Genomic DNA, 16,717 nt, shown 5'->3' with positions numbered 1-16,717 from the left:
GTGAATCAATGTCAGGATGCCGAAGCGTTGTCGCAAGACCCGGACGAGGTGGGCCGGCTAAGGATCGAAGCGGGCGGCGCGGTGCAAGGTGTCGGCTTTCGGCCCTTTGTGCATCGCCTGGCCGTGAGCGAGGGATTGACCGGCTTCGTGCGCAATACGGCCGAGGGCGTCGCGCTCGAGATCGAAGGCGTGGCGCCGGCCTTGGCGCGGTTCCTGGCGAGGCTGGAAGCGGAACTCGCGCCGCCGGCGGCAATGCGCGCCCGGCGCGTGCGTCGGATCGCGCCGACCGGCCAGCGGGACTTTTCCATTTTGCCGAGCCGGCAGGAACGGGCGCCGGACCAACCCCGCTTACCGGTCGTGCTGCCGGACCTGGCGACCTGCGCGGCCTGCCTGGCCGAGATTCGCGAGCCGGGCAACCGGCGCTACCGGTATCCGTTTACCACCTGCGTGCAGTGCGGCCCGCGCTTCAGCCTGATCGAGGACGTGCCATACGACCGGGCGCGCACGACGATGCGGCGCTTCGCGATGTGCGCGGCGTGCCAGGCCGAATACGACGACCCGCGTTCGCGGCGCTTTCACGCCGAAACGAACGCCTGCCCGCGCTGCGGTCCGCAGTTGCGTCTGTGGGATGCGGCCGGGCGCGAGATCGCCGCCGGCGACCAGGCGCTGCTCGGCGCGGCCGGTGCGCTGCGCGACGGCGTGATCGTCGCGCTCAAGGGCCTGGGCGGTTTCCAGTTGCTGGTCGATGCGCGCAACGACCTGGCGGTGCGCCGCCTGCGCGAGCGCAAGGGCCGGCCGACCAAGCCGTTCGCGCTCATGGTGCCGGATTGTGAAGCGGCCCAGGCACTGGCCGAGGTCGACCCGTTGGAGCGGCAACTGTTGTGTTCGCCCGCCGCGCCGATCGTATTGCTGCGCGCGCGCGAGGGTGCGATACGGTTTTCGCCGGCCACCGGCGCGCACGGCATGGGCGGCGTGCCGCCGAGCGTCGTGCCCAGTGTCGCGCCGCTCAACCCCTGGCTCGGCATCATGCTGCCGTACACGCCGCTGCATCACCTGCTGATGCGCGAACTCGGCGCCCCGGTGGTTGCCACCAGCGGTAACCGGGGCGGGGATCCGATCGTCGCCGACGAAACGCAGGCGCTCGAGCAGCTGGCCGGGCTCGCCGACCTGTTTCTCGTGCACGACCGGCCGATCGCGCATCCGGTCGACGACTCCGTCACGCGCGTGATCGGCGGCGAGCCGGTGGTGCTGCGCAACGCGCGCGGGTACGCGCCGCTCGTGCTGTCGTCAAACGATGAGTCCGATGCATCCCCGACCCTGACCCCGAACCCGAACCCGACCCTGGCGCTGGGCGGGCATGGCAAAAGCGCGGTCGCGCTCGCCTATGCCGAGCAACTGGTGCTGGGGCCCTATGTCGGCGATCTCGAAGGCGTGCGCGCGCGCACGGCATTTGCCGGCGGCATTGAGGCGATGCGGCGGCTTTACCGCGTGAGGCCGCAAACCGTGGCATGCGACACGCATCCGGACTACCACAGCACGCAGGTGGCCGAACGAGAGGCGAGCGCCGTGCAATATGTGCCGCATCATCTGGCGCACGTGCTGGCCGGCATGGCCGACAACGGCTTGTCCGCTCCGTTGCTCGGCGTAGCCTGGGATGGCAGCGGCTACGGCGGCGACGGCACGGTGTGGGGCGGAGAATTCATCCTGGTCAAGCGCGATGCTTATTGCCGCGTTGCCCATCTGCAGCCGTTTCGGCTGCCCGGTGGCGAAGCGGCGGTGCGCGAGCCGGATCGCGCGGCGCTCGGTGCGCTGCATGCGGTGTTCGGCGATGCCATGTTCGACGACGCGTCGCTGGCTGCTTTGCCGCCCATCGCCGCGCTGGCGCCGCGTGAGCGGCGCGTGTTCGCGGCCATGCTCGCGCGCGGCGCACACGCCCCGTGGACATCCAGCGCCGGGCGGCTGTTCGACGCGGTTGCCGCGCTGCTCGGCCTGTGTGCGCGCAGCAGCTTTGATGGCGAAGCCGCGATCGCGCTGGAAGCTGCAGCGACCTGCGCGGCGGGGTGTTACCCGCTGGCCGCGCCCGTGCTTCGCGAAGCCGCGCGCCGGATCGTCGCCGACTGGCGGCCGACGCTGGCCGCACTGGTGCGGGCCCGCCTGAACGGGGTGGACGCCGCCGATCTGGCCGCCGGCTTTCACCAGGCGCTCGCGCAGCTCGTCGTCGAAGTCGCCGCGCGGGTGGGCGAGCCGCGCGTTCTGCTCAGCGGCGGATGTTTTCAGAACGCGTTGCTGAGCGAGCGCGCCGCCGCCGGGCTGCGCGCGGCCGGATTGGCGGTCTGGCGGCACCACCGCGTGCCGCCCAACGACGGTGGGCTCGCCGCCGGCCAGGCGGCGTTCGCCCGCCACCCGTTGATGGAGGAGAAAACATAATGTGCCTTGCCGTTCCCGGAAGGATATTGGACACCGATGGCGACGATCCGCTGACGCGGCAAGGGCGAGTCGACTTCGCCGGCATCGTCAAACAGGTCAATCTCGCTTATGTGCCGCAAGCGCTGGCCGGGCAATACGTGCTGGTGCACGCGGGGCTGGCCATCGCGGTGCTCGACGAGCAGGAGGCGCTGCGCACGCTGGCCTGCTTTACCGAGGAGAATGCAGAGGAGGGCGACGCATGAAATACGTCGATGAATGGCGCGAGCCGGCCAAGGCGCGCCGCTATGCCGAGGCCATCGCGCGCGTGACGACACGGCCCTGGACCATCATGGAAATCTGCGGCGGGCAGACCCATTCGATCGTGCGCTACGGCATCGACCGGCTGCTGCCCGAGGGCGTGACGCTGCTGCATGGCCCGGGTTGCCCGGTGTGCGTGACGCCGGCCGGCGTGATCGATGCGGCCGTCGCGATCGCGGCCCGGCCCGACGTGACGTTCTGCTCGTTCGGCGACATGTTGCGGGTGCCGGGCGACGGCGACAGCCTGCTGGCGGCCAAGGCGCGCGGCGCCGACGTGCGGATCGTCTACTCGCCGCTCGACGCCGTGGCGCTGGCGCGAGCGCGCCCCGAGCGCGCGGTGGTGTTTTTCGCGATCGGCTTCGAGACGACCGCGCCGGCCACGGCGATGGCGGTGCTGCAGGCCGAGCGCGAGCAGCTCGACAATTTTTTCCTGCTGGTCAGCCACGTGCTCGTGCCGCCCGCCATCGAGACGATCCTCGGCGACCCCGGCAATCTGGTGCAGGGCTTTCTGGCGGCCGGCCACGTCTGCACGGTGATGGGGTACGCCGAGTACGAACCCATCGCCAGGCGCTTTAACATCCCGATCGTGGTGACGGGCTTTGAGCCCATCGATCTGCTGCAGGGCCTGTATCTGTGCATCCGGCAGTTGGAGGCCGGCGCCGCCGTCGTCGAAAACCAGTACAGCCGGGTCGTGCGGCGCGAAGGCAACGTGCTGGCGCGCGAGGCGCTTGCCAAAGTGTTCACGGTGCAGGCCCAGCAATGGCGCGGCATGGGCGAGATTGCGGCCAGCGGGCTCGGCCTGGCGCCCGCATACAAACGCTTCGATGCGCTCGAGCGCTTCGCGAGCGGACCGGCGCCGCGCGAACGGCCGGGCGAATGCATCGCTGGCGAGCTGTTGCGCGGGCGCAAGAAACCGTGCGATTGCCCCGCGTTCGGCACGCGCTGCACGCCGGAGCATCCGCTGGGCGCGACCATGGTGTCGTCCGAGGGTGTCTGCGCGGCCTATTTCCGATATCGGCCACGGCAGGCCGCCGAGCGTGCCGACGGCGCCAATCCTGGCAGGGGGGCACCATGAGCGATTCATCCTTCACCGCGCCGGCTTGTCCGTTGCCGGCCGGCGCGAGCGACATCATCGAACTGGCCCACGGCGGCGGCGGCCGCCTCACGTGCCGGCTGATCGACGATATTTTCCGGCCCGCCTTCGGCCTGGCGCCGGACGACTTCACGCACGACGGCGCGGAACTGGGGATCGACGGCGCGCGGCTGGCCTTTACCACCGACTCGTATGTGGTGCGGCCGCTGTTTTTCCCGGGAGGCGACATCGGCTCGCTGGCGGTCAATGGCACCGTCAACGACCTGGCGATGTGCGGCGCGCAACCGCTTTATCTGAGCGTGGGCCTGATCCTGGAAGAGGGGTTGCCCATCGACGACTTGCGCCGGGTCGCCGCCTCCATGCGACAGGCGGCGCTGGCCGCGGGCGTGCGGATCGTCACGGGCGACACCAAGGTGGTCGAGCGGGGCAAGGGCGACGGCCTGTATGTGAACACGGCCGGCGTGGGCTTGCTGCGCGCGCCGCGGCCGATCGCGCCGCGCCGCGTGCGGCCGGGCGACACGGTGATTCTGAGCGGCGACATCGGCCGTCATGGCGTCGCCATTCTGGCCGTGCGCGAGGCACTGGGGTTCGAGACGGAGATTACCAGCGACTGCGCGCCGCTGGCCGCTGCCGTGCTCGACCTGATCGACGGCGGCGTCGAGCTGCATTGCCTGCGCGATCTGACCCGCGGCGGGTTGGCGACCGGGCTGATCGAGATCGCGCGCGATGCCAACGTGACCATCGAACTCGACGAAGACCGGATTGCCGTCGCCGAGCCGGTTCGCGGCGCCTGCGAAATTCTCGGGCTGGATCCGCTCTATGTCGCCAACGAAGGACGTTTCGTCGCCGTGGTGCCGGCCGATCATGCCGAGCGCGCACTGGCGCATTTGCGCCGGTTCGACGCGCAGGCCGCGGCGATCGGGCGCGTCATCGCACCTGAGCGCGCGTCCGGCGTGCATCTGGCGACACTTGGCGGCCTGCGGGAGCTGGACTGGCTCAGCGGCGAGCAATTGCCGCGCATCTGCTGAGCGTCGCGCCACACCGGCGTCCGGCGCGCTCTGGCCGGCTCGGGATTTGCCTGTCGCTAAACGGCACCGGGCCCGTCGGGCGAATTCGAACGCACGCTGAAGATCGACGCCAATTCGCCAAACCTGCCGTCGTGCGCCAGAGCCTCGAGGCTCTGCGGCAGGCGCTGGCGCCAGTTCGGCGCGGCGTCGCCCCAGCCGGGCAGGTTGGCCTGCCGGCGCACGCCCGCGACGTCGTCGAACTGCACGATGGCCAGGCGGCTGCCGCTGGCCGCGAGAAAGCGGTGCAGCGCGCGTGCGAATGCCTCGGCGTCGGGCTGCGGGCCCTCCTGCGGCAGGCCATGCGGCGCCAGCGCGCGGCGCAGGCAAGCCACCGCGTCGGCGCGCTCCGCGCGCGCGCTCGCCGCTTGTCCGGGGCTCTCATACAGGCCGCGCGCTTCACGCTCGTCGATGTCGGCACCGCCAAGAAAACCCGCGACGGTCGGCAAATCGTGCGTTGCAATCGATACCGCGCTCAATGGCGTGAAGTCCTGCGCGGGCACGAAGCGGCCATCGCTCGCGCGCTCGAAATAAACCACGCGGCAACCCAGGATGCACGCCTGGGCCAGCCGCTCGCGCAAGCCGGGCGGCACATTGCCCAGATCCTCGCCGATCACCGCGCAGCGGTAATGCCGGCTCGCCAGCGCGACCCGCGCCAGCAGCGCATCGAACGGATAAGCGACGTAGCCGCCTTGCGCGGCCGTGTCTTCGCGCGGCAGCCAGAACTGCCGCATCAGCCCCATCACGTGATCGAGACGAATCGCGCCGGCCCCGCGCATGGCCGCGGCCAGCAAGGCGTCGAACGGCGCATAGTCGAGTTCGGCCAGTCGCCGCGGGCGCCACGGCGGCGCGCCCCACCGTTGCCCCTTGGGGGAGAAGGCATCGGGCGGCGCGCCCAGCTCGACCTCGAGCGCGGCGAGTCCGGGCCATCGCCAGGTCTCGGCACTGTCGCAATCGGCGCCCAGCGCCAGGTCGGTGATCAAGCCCAGCGACATGCCGGCACGGCGCGCGCGGGCGCTGGCATGGCGCCATTGCCGCCATGCCAGCCATTGCAGATACGCAAAAAATTCGACACGCGAGGCATGCGTGGCGGCGAACGTTTCGACGTCGGTGGAACGCGGATCGCGCAGCGCCTGCGGCCATTGCGACCAGGGCAGATGCCGGCCGTGCTGCCGCGCCAGACTTTCGTTCAATGCTTCGAACACCGTGTAATCGCGCAGCGCCGTGCCGGCCGTTTCGCGAAAGCGCAAAAAGGCCGCACCCAGCGCGCTTGGCGCGGTGCCCAGATGGCGGGCGGCAAACGCCTCGTGCAGCAGCGCGAGCGCACCCAGCTTGAGGGCGGCGACCGCCGCATAGTCGATCAGCGGCGCGTTTTCGAGGCGCACAAGCTCGGCGCGCACGTCGTCACGCTCGATGAAGCGGCGATAGCGCTCCGGCGGCTCACATCCAGCCGCGCGCGGCACCGAGATCAGCAGCACGTTGAGCATCAGGCGATCGCTCGGCGCGTAAGGCGAGGCACAGTCCGGGCGCGTGAGCGACAACGCATGCACAGGGCTCAGCAACACGCCGTCCGCGCCGGCCTGGGCCGCCAATTCGACCAGATGCGCCAGGTCATCGTAGTCGCCAATGCCCCAACTCTGCGCCGAGCGCAGGCTGTAGATTTGCGCTGACAGCGCCCAGCGGCCCGGCGCTTTGGCCAGGCCGGCCGGCAGCCAGCAGGCCGGTGGCGGACCCTGGCTGGCGGCGAGCAGGTGCGTGGCCGCGGCCGCTGCTGTTACCGGCGAGGCGCCCATCGCTGCGGCGATCAGCCGTTCGAGTGTTTGCGCCGGCACCTGACGGCGCGTGCCGTCGATATCCGCGTATTCGTCCAAAACGCCGGCGTCCCGGGCACGCCGGGCCAACCCGGGCGTCACGCCCAGGTCGTGCGTGAGCGGTCCCGCATCGCGCGGCACCAGGGCGATCAGCGTGCTGTCGGGCAACTCGATCCAACTGCCCGCCGCATGCAGCGCCGCCGCACCCTGATGCGGCGCGGCGGCGCTGTCGAGCACGCAAAGCCAATCCGTGCCGCGCGCCGGTGCCGGCAGAAGCACATGCCGTGAGCGCGTATCGGCATTGCAGGCGATCAGCAGCTGGTCGCACGCGCCGGCCGTGGCAGCGGGGTCCGTCAGCAGAATGAGCAGCGTATTGGCGGCCCTCTCGGCGTGCGCCGCGTCGTCGTTCCAGTCCGCCGGGGTCATCGGCGTGCCGTCGGCACGCAGCCAGGCAATGTCCGCGTAGCCCGGATGCGCGGGCAGCGGGTGGCTATCGAAAAACCGCGTCTGGCGCAGCAGCGGCAGATGCCGGCGCAACGCGGCGGCGCGTTGCACGAAGGCGCGCAGATCGCGCAGGGCATCGCCGCGCGCCGACCAATCGATCCAGCTGGTCGGATTGTCCTGGCAGTAGGCATTGTTGTTGCCGCGCTGGCTGCGCGAGAGTTCGTCGCCGGCTTGCAGCATCGGGGTGCCGTGCGAGAGCAGCAGCGTGCCCAGCAACGACTGCCGCAGGCGTCGCCGCCGCGCCAGGATGGCCGGCTCGGCGGTGTCGCCCTCGACGCCGCAATTCAGGCTCCAGTTGCTGTCGGTGCCGTCGCGGTTGTGTTCGCCGTTGGCCTCGTTGTGCTTGGCCTGGTAGGCGGTGAAGTCGGCCAGCGTGAAGCCGTCGTGCGCGGTCACGAAATTGATGCTGGCCTGGGGGGCACGCGCCGCGTGCGTGAAGATGTCGGCCGAGCCCGCCAGACGGGTCGCGAATTCGCCGCGCGCGGCCCGGTCGCCACGCCAGAAGCGTCGCGCGCCGTCGCGATAGCGATCGTTCCATTGCCCGAACGGCGCGCCAAACGCACCCAGGAAATATCCCGGTGCGCCCATGTCCCACGGCTCGGCGATCAGCTTGAGCGCGCAAAGATCGGGGTCGGCCGCGATCGCTTCGAACAGCGGCGCGTGCGCGCGGAAGACGCCGTCGCGATCGCGCCCGAGCACCGGCGCCAGATCGAAACGAAAACCGTCCACGCCAACCTCGAAGGCCCAGTAGCGCAGTGCCGCCAGCGCCAGCGCGACCACCGCCGGCTGCGAGAAATCGAGCGTATTGCCGCAGCCTGTATCGTCGACATAGCGCGCCGGGGCGCCCGGAGTGGCCGGGGCGAGCCGGTAATAGACGGCGTTGTCCAGCCCACGAAACGACAGCGTCGGGCCGGCCTGATCGCCTTCGGCGGTATGCGCGAAGACGACGTCGAGCACGATCTCGATACCGGCCTCGTGCAGGCGGTCGATCGTGTGCACGAAGGCCTCGATCGTTTCTTCGCCCAGATAGGCGCGATGCATCGCCAGAAACGAGATCGGGTTGTAGCCCCAGTAATTGCGCAACCCGCGATCGACCAGATGCTTCTCGTCGATAAACGCCGAAATCGGCAACAGCTCGATCGCACTCACGCCCAGTTGGTGCAGGTGCGCAACGATAGCCGGCTCGGCCAGCGCGGCCACCGTGCCGCGCAGCGCCGGCGGCACCTCCGGGTGGCACAACGTAAAACCCCGCACGTGCAGCTCGTAGAGCACCGTGTCGCGCCACGGCGTGTCCGGCCGAGGGGGGCGAGGGTGGAGCGATTGGCGGGGGAGCTCGGCTGCGGCATCCGGCGCGCGCGCGCCGAAGCGCGGCAGCGGCACGACGACGCGGCACTTCGGCATATACGGCGCGCTGTCGCGCCGGTCGGGCGTGCCGTCGGGCGTCGCGCCCAGCACCGCGTCGTGCCATGTGAAGGTGCCGAACAGCTCGCGCGCGTAGGGATCCAGCAGCAGCTTGGCGGGGTTGAATCGGTGGCCCAGCCACGGCGCGTCGGGGCCATGCGCACGGTAGCCGTAGAGCAGCCCGGGCGACGCGCCTGCCAGATACCCGTGCCAGATGTCGCCGCTGCGCGCCGGCAGCGGCACGCGGGCGATTTCACGGTGACCGGCCGCATCGAACAGGCAAAGCTCGATTTGCTCGGCATGCCGGGAATAGACCGCGAAGTTGACGCCGCGGCCATCCCAGCTGGCGCCCAGCGGGGCGCTCGTGCCGGCTTCAAGCGCGATCGCGGACATCGGCGGCGCTCACGCCGGAGGCGGCAGCAGGATCAACGCCGCCAGCGGCGGCAGCGTCAAGGCCAGCGAATGCGGCTGTCCATGCCAGGGCAGCGGCTCGCTGCGCACCGCGCCGGCATTGCCCAGGCCGCTGCCGCCATACGCCAGCGCATCGCCGTTGAACACTTCGCGATAGGTGCCGCCGACGGGCACGCCCACGCGGTACCCATGGCGCGGCACCGGCGTGAAGTTGCAGGCGATCACCGCGAAGTCGTTCGGATCGTCGCCGTGGCGGCGCCAGGTCAGCACGCTTTGCTCGCTGTCGTTGCAATCGATCCAGCGAAACCCGCGCTCGTCGCTGTCGTGGCGATGCAGGCAGGCGAGTTCGCGGTAAAGCCGGTTCAGATCGCGCACCGCGTGCTGCACGCCGGCGTGGGCCGGATCGGCCAGCAGCGGCCAGGCCAGTTCCTGGTCGTGATTCCACTCGCCCGGCTGGGCGAACTCGCCGCCCATGAACAGCAGCTTCTTGCCCGGCTGTGTGGTTTGAAACGCCAGATACAGGCGCAGGTTGGCCAGCCGCTGCCACGCATCGCCGGGCATCTTGCCGAGCAGCGAGCCCTTGCCGTGCACGACCTCGTCGTGCGAGAGCGGCAGCACGAACTGCTCGCTGAACGCGTAGAGCAGGCCGAAGGTCAATTGGCCGTGATGGTAGCGGCGGTGCACCGGATCATGCCGCATATAGGCCAGCGTGTCGTTCATCCACCCCATGTTCCACTTGTAGTCGAACCCCAGGCCGCCGAGATAGGTCGGGCGCGTCACCATCGGCCACGCGGTGGATTCCTCGGCCAGGGTGATCGCCCCGGCAGGCGCCTGCGCGCTGTGAACCAATTCGTTGAAGCGTCGCAGGAAGGCCACCGCCTCGAGATTTTCGCGCCCGCCGAACGGGTTGGGCCGCCACTGGCCTGCGGCGCGGTTGTAGTCGAGATACAGCATCGAGGCCACCGCGTCGACCCGCAAGCCGTCGATATGGAATTCGCGCAGCCAGTACAGCGCGTTGCCCAGCAGGAAATTCGCCACTTCGCGGCGGCCGAGGTTATAGACCAGCGTGCCCCATTCGCGATGCTGGCCGACGCGCGGATCTTCGTGCTCGTACAGGCAGGTGCCGTCGAAGCGGGCCAGGCCATGCGCGTCCTGCGGAAAATGCGCCGGCACCCAGTCGAGCAGCACGCCGATGCCGGCGCGGTGGCAGCGGTCGATCAGCCGGCGCAGGCCGTCGGGCTCGCCCCAGCGCGCCGAGGGCGCGAACAGCGCGGTCGGCTGGTAGCCCCACGAGCCGGCGAACGGATGCTCGCTGACCGGCATCAGCTCCACATGCGTGAAGCCCATCTCCAGCACATAGGGAATCAGCGCGTCGGCCAGTTCGTCGTACGTATAGGCGCGCCCGTCGGGATGACGCCGCCATGAACCGACGTGCACTTCGTAGATCGCCAGCGGCATATGCAAGCCGTTCGGCCCGTCGGGGCCAGCGCGGCGCGCCATCCAGTCGGCGTCGCCCCAGTCGAACCGGCGCTTCGCGCACACGCGCGAGGCGGTGCCGGGCGCGGCTTCGGCTTGCGCGGCGCAGGGGTCTGACTTCAACAGGATCTCGCCCGCTTGCGTGCGCACCTCGAATTTATAGAGCGCGCCGTCACTCACATCGGGCAGAAAAATTTCCCACACGCCGCACTCGGCGCGGCGACGCATCACGTGGACGCGGCCGTCCCAGCCGTTGAAGGGCCCCACCACGCTCACGCGCTGCGCGTTCGGCGCCCACACCGCGAAGGCCACGCCGGCCACGCCGTCGAGTTCGCACGCATGCGCGCCCAGCCGCGTCTCGATATGCCAGTGCTCGCCTTCGGCCAGCAAATGGCAATCGAGCTCGCCCAGCCAGGGCGGGAATGCGTAGGGGTCGTCGATCTCGCGCACTGCGGCCGCAGAGTGCGTATCGAGTGCATCGTGCGTGCCGCTCGCATCGGTCACGCGCAGCCGATAACGAAAGCGCCCGAGCGGGGCGGGAATCGCCCCGGCAAAAAATCCCCGCGCGTCGAGCCGCTCCAAAACGCCGCGCACCTGGGGTGCCTCGGCACCCGAGCCGCGCTCGATGACCTCGACGCGCCGCGCGCCGGGCAGCAGGCAACGCACGATCACCTCATGCGCGACCGCCCCGGGATGCATGCCGAGAACCGCGCACGGGTCGTCGTGTTCGCCGCGCAGCAAACGCACCATGTCCGTGGCGTCGACCAGCCATGCGGCGGCGGGCGGGCGATGGACGTTATCCATGCCGCCCCGCGTCGCAACGCGCTGCAATGGGTGCGATGCCGGCAGGCTCGTGCATCATGGCCGACCCTCGGAAAGAAACACTGGCGCACCTCACGTCGCCAGTTGCTTTCGATGCTAGGCGTGGGCATCGGCAGCGTCAACACGCGGCATCGGCCAGGCTGCCCAATTGTTGATTCAGATCAATCCGAGCTCATCGGCGATCCCCACAATGAACGTAAAAGAAAGCGACATCGATCGGGGCTGATCGTGGTGGAGGCAGGGGAGCGGCATGAAGACAATGCTGTCGGACCGATCCGGTCCATCGAGCGCCCAGGCTTATCGACAGGATTCCGAGGGCTTGCGGCTGCTGTTCGTCGCCTCCGAAATCTATCCGTTGGCCAAGACCGGCGGGCTCGCGGACGTATGCGCCGCGCTGCCGGTTGCCGTCGCGCGGCTGGGCGCCGACGTCCGGCTGGTGATGCCCGGTTACCCGCAGGCGCTGGCGCATGTCGTCGCGCCGCGCATCGCGGCCGATCTCGGCGAAGTGTTGCCGGGCGCGCACGTGCGGATCATCGCCGGGCGCACCGAAGACTCCGGCTTGCCGATCTGGCTGGTCGAATGCGCCGCACTATACGACCGGGTGGGCTCGCCGTATCAGGACGCCAATGGCGCCGACTGGGGCGACAACGCGCTGCGCTTCGCGGTGCTGTGCCACGCCGCCGCGCGCCTGGCCTGCGACGAGGCCGGATTGGGCTGGCGGGCCGACGTGGTGCATGCCAACGACTGGCATGCCGGGCTGCTGCCGCTGCTGCTGCGCGCGCGCCGCGCCGAGCGGCCAAAGACGGTATTCACCGTGCACAACGCCACGTTTCAGGGGAATTTTCCGCTCGCGGGCGCCGCGCGCCTGGGCCTGCCGGGCGACGTGCTGGTGCCCGACGGTATCGAATTTTTCGGGCAGCTGTCGTTTCTCAAGGCGGGCGTGCGCTATGCCGACAAGGTCACCACCGTCAGCCCGACCTACGCCCGCGAGATCCGCACATCCGAATTCGGATGCGGGCTGGAGGGGCTATTCGACGCGCGCGGGGACGACCTGAGCGGCATCATGAACGGCATCGACGCGCAGGTCTGGAACCCGGCAGCCGACCGCTACCTGCCGTCCCGCTATTCGCGCCACGACATGGCCGGCAAGCGCGCCTGCAAGACGGCCGTGCAGCAGGCGCTGGCGCTGCGCATCGACGCCGATGCGCCGCTGGCGCTTTTTCTGAGCCGCCTGACCTCGCAAAAAATGGCCGACGTTCTGCTGGCGCAGTTGCCGGGGATCATGCAGCGATTTCCGCAACTGCAATTCGCCTTGCATGGCCAGGGCGAGCACGCGCTGGAATCGGGTTTCGCCCGCCTGGCGCAGGACTATCCCGGCCGCATGGCGGTGCGCATCGGCTACGAGGAGGCGCAGGCCCATCGCCTGCATGGCGGCGCCGATCTGTTGCTGCACGGCTCACGCTTCGAGCCGTGCGGGCTCACGCAACTGTATGCGATGCGCTACGGCACGATTCCGGTGGTGCGGCGCGTCGGCGGCCTGGCTGACAGCGTATTGGACGCGGATGCCGAGGCCGCGGCCGGCTCCGCCGACGCGACCGGTTTCACTTTCGACGAGCCGACCGCCGAGGCAGTCGACGCGGCGCTGTCGCGCTGCCTGGATGTGTACGGCAACCACCCGGAGACATGGACCGCCTTGCAGCAGCGCGGCATGGCGGCCGATTTCGGCTGGGGACCCTCGGCGCGCCGCTACGCCAGCCTCTATGCGACACTCGCGCCCGCGCGCAGCATGCCCGGACGTGTCGCCCCGGACGAGCGGGCCCCGGCCCAGACAACCGTGCAAACCACGGCGCAAACGGCGGTGCCGGCGACGGCGCGGCGGCATTTTGCGTCGCCGGTATCGCAGCGTGGCGCCTCATGTTCGCCTTCCTGCCGCGAGTAACGCCCGCGCCGCTGGCGATGCTGACCGATCTGGCGCTCAACCTGCGCTGGACCTGGAACCATGAGCTGGACACCCTGTGGCGCACGATCGACGCCGAGTTGTGGGAGCGCACGCACAACCCGTGGGCCGTTTTGCAGAACGTCTCGCAGGACCGCCTCGACGAGCTCAGCCGCGATAGCGCGTTTCTCGACGAGCTCGCACGGGTGCTCGAGAGCCACCGGCGCTACCACGACGAACCCGGCTGGTGCCGCGCATGCGTGGGCGAGGGCGAGCCGGCGACGATCGCCTACTTCAGCATGGAGTTCGGCCTGAGCGAGGCATTTCCGCTGTATGCCGGCGGGCTGGGCGTGCTGGCCGGCGACTACCTCAAAACCGCCAGCGATCTCGACGCGCCGATCGTCGGCGTCGGCCTGCTCTACCAGGAAGGCTATTTCCGGCAGACCATCGACGCCGGCGGCCAGCAGCGCGAAGCCTATCCGTACAACGACCCGAACAGCCTGCCGATCCAACCGGTGATCGGCAGCGACGGCGCGTGGGTCAAGGTCGGGCTCAGGCTGCCGGGGCGCAAGGTTTATCTGCGCGTGTGGCAGGCGATCGTCGGGCGCACGCATCTTTATCTGCTCGACAGCAACGACGTGCGCAACGGCCCGGGCGACCGCGGCATCACCGCCAAGCTCTATGGCGGCGGCTCGGAAATGCGCCTGCTGCAGGAAGTGATATTGGGCGTGGGCGGCTGGGCCATGCTGGGGGCGCTGGGCCTCAAGGTCGACGTCTGTCACCTCAACGAAGGGCATGCCGCGTTGCTGGTGCTGGCGCGCGCGCGCAGCTTCATGCGCCGCATGGGCACCTCGTTCTGGGAGGCCTGGTGGGCGACCCGCGCCGGCAACGTGTTCACCACGCACACCCCGGTGGCGGCCGGCTTCGATGCCTTCGCGCCGGCGCTGGTGTGCAAGTACGCCCACGAATATCTGCAGGACGTCGGCGTCTCGCAGCGCGACTTCCTGGGCCTGGGGCGGCTCGATCCGTTCGACGACCACGAGCCCTTCAAACTGGCTTACCTGGCGCTGCGCGGCTGCGCGCAGGTCAACGGCGTCAGCCGCCTGCACGGCAAGGTCAGCCGCCGCCTGTTCGCCGATCTGTATCCGCGCTGGCCGATCGACGAAGTGCCGGTGCGGCACGTTACCAACGGCGTGCACGTGCCGTCGTGGGATTCGGCATGGTCGGACCGGCTGTGGACCGAAGCCTGCGGCAAGCAGCGCTGGCTGGGCGCGGTGGACGCGCTGCCCGCCGCGGTTGCCGTCAACGACGACCGCAAGCTATGGGAGTTGGCCGCCGCGCAGCGCCGCGACCTGGTGCAGTACACGCGGCAGCGCCTGATGTGGCATCTGGGCCAGCGCGGCGAATCGGCGCAGGTGGTGGCGGTGGCCGCGCAGGTGCTCGACCCCAACATCCTGACGCTGGGCATGGCGCGGCGCTTCACCGCCTACAAGCGGCCCAATCTGCTGCTGAGCGATCCGGAGCGCCTGGCGCGCCTGCTGTGCTGCGACCAGCGCCCCGCGCAGCTGATCATTGCCGGCAAGGCCCACCCGGAGGACGAAGAGGGCAAGCGCCTGATCAAGGCCTGGTTCGAGTTCTCGCACCTCCCGCAACTGCGGCGGCGCGTGGTGCTGCTCGAAGACTACGACATCGCGCTGGCGCAGCAGTTGGTGCAGGGCGTCGACGTCTGGATCAACACGCCGCGCCGCCCGTGGGAGGCCTGCGGCACCAGCGGCATGAAGGTGCTCGCCAATGGCGGGCTCAATCTGTCGGAGCTCGACGGCTGGTGGGCCGAAGCGTACGAGCCGGCCTTCGGCTGGGCGATCGGCGAGGGCGGGCCGAGCGACGACGCGGCGGACGCCGAGCGGCTATACCGGCTGCTCGAAGACGAAGTGCTGCCGCTCTTTTACGCGCGCGACGCGCAAGGCATTCCGCGCGAATGGGTCAAGCGCAAGCGGGCCAGCATGGCGAATCTGGCGCCCCGGTTCAGCAGCAACCGGATGCTGGCCGAATATCTGGAGCAGTTCTATTTGCCGGCGATTCGCGCGGTGCGCCGCCGCGAGGACAACCAGGCCAAACTCGCGCGCGAGCTGTGCGCGTGGCAGGCCGCCCTGGCCGCGCAGTGGCACGAAGTGCACTTCGGCAGCGTGGAGGTCAAACGGCAGGGCGATCAATGGCGCTTCGACGTACCGGTCTATCTGGGAGAAATCATGCCCGACGGCGTCAAGGTCGAGCTGTATGCGATGCCCTATGGCGAGCTGCCGGCGCAAGCGATTCCGATGCAGTCGCTGGGCCCGATTACCGGCGCGTTGCAAGGCTACATTTTCTCGGCGCATATCCCGGCCGAGCGCCCGGCCGAACACTACACGCCGCGCGTGCGTGCCTGGCACGCCGACGCTTTCCTGCCCGCCGAGGCCTCGCAGATCGCCTGGCAGCGCTGAGCGGGCGGTCCTTATTCCACCCATTGCCCGACCCTTACTCGACCGTTACTCCAGCGTCGCCGCGTGGCTCGGCATGTCGCGGTAGAAGCGCTCGACGTCCTCCTTGTGGCACAACCCGGTGCCCGCGCTCAAGAGCGCCGCGGCGGCCGCCGCCATGCCATAGCGGAACGCCTCGCCGGTGCCCGCGCCCCGATTCAGCGCCCACACCAGCGCCGCCAGAAAACTGTCGCCCGCGCCGATCGCGCTGACCATCTTGACGGGCAGGGCGGGCGCGCGCAGTACGCGATGGCGCTCGACCAGCAGCGCGCCGCGTCCGCCCAGCGTAAGCGCCACCATGCGCGCGCGGCCGTCCCGCACGATCTGCCGCGCGGCGGCGCACCACTGCGTCTCGTCGGTCAGCGGCTGGCCGGTCAGCTCGCGCAATTCATCGACGCTGGGCTTGACGATCGCCACGCCCGCCTCGAGCGCCGCGGCCAATGCCGGGCCGGAGGTATCGATGGCGACCTGCGTGCCGCGTGCGGCAGCCGCGCGCGCCAGTTGCGCGTAGCCGTCGACCGGTGCGCCCGGCGGCAGCCGGCCGCTGAGCACCAGAAAGCGCGGCGCCGGATCGAACGCGGCCAACGCGTCGTGGCAGCGCTGCCAATCGTTGCCGGTGATGACCGGGCCCGGTAGCACGAAGCGAAACTCGCGCCCGGTGCCGGTCTCCAGCACCGAGAAACTCTCGCGCGTGTGGCCGGCGATGCCGACGCACGCGGTGGGCACTTTTTCGGCGGCCAGCAACTGCCGCAGCATCTCGCCGGTCTGGCCGCCGGCCATCACCACGGCCGTACAATCGCCGCCCAGCCGCTGGATGACGCGCGCCACGTTGACGCCGCCCCCGCCAGGGTCGCGCCGTTCGGCGCCGCAGCGCATCTTGCGCGTATCGACGACACGCTCGACGGTGGTGAACACGTCGATCGACGGGTTCGGCGTAAAGGTCAGGATCTCGGGCATCG

Annotated in this window: 9 protein-coding genes; 6 read left to right on the top strand and 3 right to left on the bottom strand. The window is 69.9% G+C overall.

Annotation, left to right across the window (positions count from 1 at the left end; all coding sequences use genetic code 11):
- Genes hypF through hypE form a run of 4 tightly spaced genes read left to right on the top strand, consistent with a single transcriptional unit; the run spans position 1 to position 4,845 of the window.
- A complete protein-coding gene (gene hypF / locus PATSB16_RS11595) occupies positions 1 to 2,427 on the top strand; it encodes a carbamoyltransferase HypF (RefSeq protein WP_206093646.1) in 2,427 nt (808 codons plus the stop codon).
- The gene (locus PATSB16_RS11590) at positions 2,427 to 2,669 is read left to right on the top strand and encodes a HypC/HybG/HupF family hydrogenase formation chaperone (RefSeq protein ID WP_047214283.1); all 243 of its coding nucleotides are present in this window, start codon (positions 2,427 to 2,429) and stop codon (positions 2,667 to 2,669) included. Before hypF ends, PATSB16_RS11590 begins: the two co-directional genes overlap by 1 nt.
- Positions 2,666 to 3,799, top strand: coding sequence for a hydrogenase formation protein HypD (gene hypD, locus PATSB16_RS11585; protein WP_047214282.1), 1,134 nt, complete (start codon positions 2,666 to 2,668; stop codon positions 3,797 to 3,799). The genes PATSB16_RS11590 and hypD overlap by 4 nt, the downstream gene beginning before the upstream one ends.
- Complete coding sequence (hypE, locus tag PATSB16_RS11580; protein WP_047214280.1) at positions 3,796 to 4,845, top strand: hydrogenase expression/formation protein HypE; 1,050 nt, start codon at positions 3,796 to 3,798, stop codon at positions 4,843 to 4,845. Before hypD ends, hypE begins: the two co-directional genes overlap by 4 nt.
- A 56-nt stretch (positions 4,846 to 4,901) precedes the next feature.
- On the opposite strand, the gene glgX is transcribed toward hypE, so the two are convergent.
- Positions 4,902 to 8,990, bottom strand: a complete 4,089-nt coding sequence (glgX, locus tag PATSB16_RS11575) for a glycogen debranching protein GlgX (RefSeq protein ID WP_047214279.1) — start codon at positions 8,988 to 8,990, stop codon at positions 4,902 to 4,904.
- 9 nt (positions 8,991 to 8,999) lie between these two features.
- Positions 9,000 to 11,288, bottom strand: coding sequence for a 1,4-alpha-glucan branching protein GlgB (gene glgB, locus PATSB16_RS11570; RefSeq protein ID WP_047214277.1), 2,289 nt, complete (start codon positions 11,286 to 11,288; stop codon positions 9,000 to 9,002).
- Positions 11,289 to 11,556: 268 nt separating this feature from the next.
- Here glgB and glgA point away from each other — a divergent pair, with 268 nt between their 5' ends.
- Positions 11,557 to 13,245 carry a glycogen synthase GlgA gene (gene glgA, locus PATSB16_RS11565; protein WP_062551276.1) on the top strand — a complete coding sequence of 563 codons (1,689 nt, stop codon included), beginning with the start codon at positions 11,557 to 11,559 and terminating at the stop codon, positions 13,243 to 13,245.
- Positions 13,221 to 15,722: an alpha-glucan family phosphorylase gene (gene glgP, locus PATSB16_RS11560; protein WP_047214276.1), complete on the top strand. Its 2,502-nt coding sequence runs from the start codon at positions 13,221 to 13,223 to the stop codon at positions 15,720 to 15,722. Before glgA ends, glgP begins: the two co-directional genes overlap by 25 nt.
- Before the next feature lie 45 nt (positions 15,723 to 15,767).
- On the opposite strand, the gene PATSB16_RS11555 is transcribed toward glgP, so the two are convergent.
- Positions 15,768 to 16,715, bottom strand: coding sequence for a 1-phosphofructokinase family hexose kinase (locus tag PATSB16_RS11555; RefSeq protein ID WP_047214274.1), 948 nt, complete (start codon positions 16,713 to 16,715; stop codon positions 15,768 to 15,770).
- Between the last annotated feature and the right edge of the window lie 2 nt (positions 16,716 to 16,717).

Origin of the sequence: Pandoraea thiooxydans (assembly GCF_001931675.1) — a bacterium.
Lineage (GTDB): Bacteria > Pseudomonadota > Gammaproteobacteria > Burkholderiales > Burkholderiaceae > Pandoraea > Pandoraea thiooxydans.
Note: the sequence above shows the minus strand (reverse complement) of the source record. Positions and strands in the feature narration are given on the sequence as shown.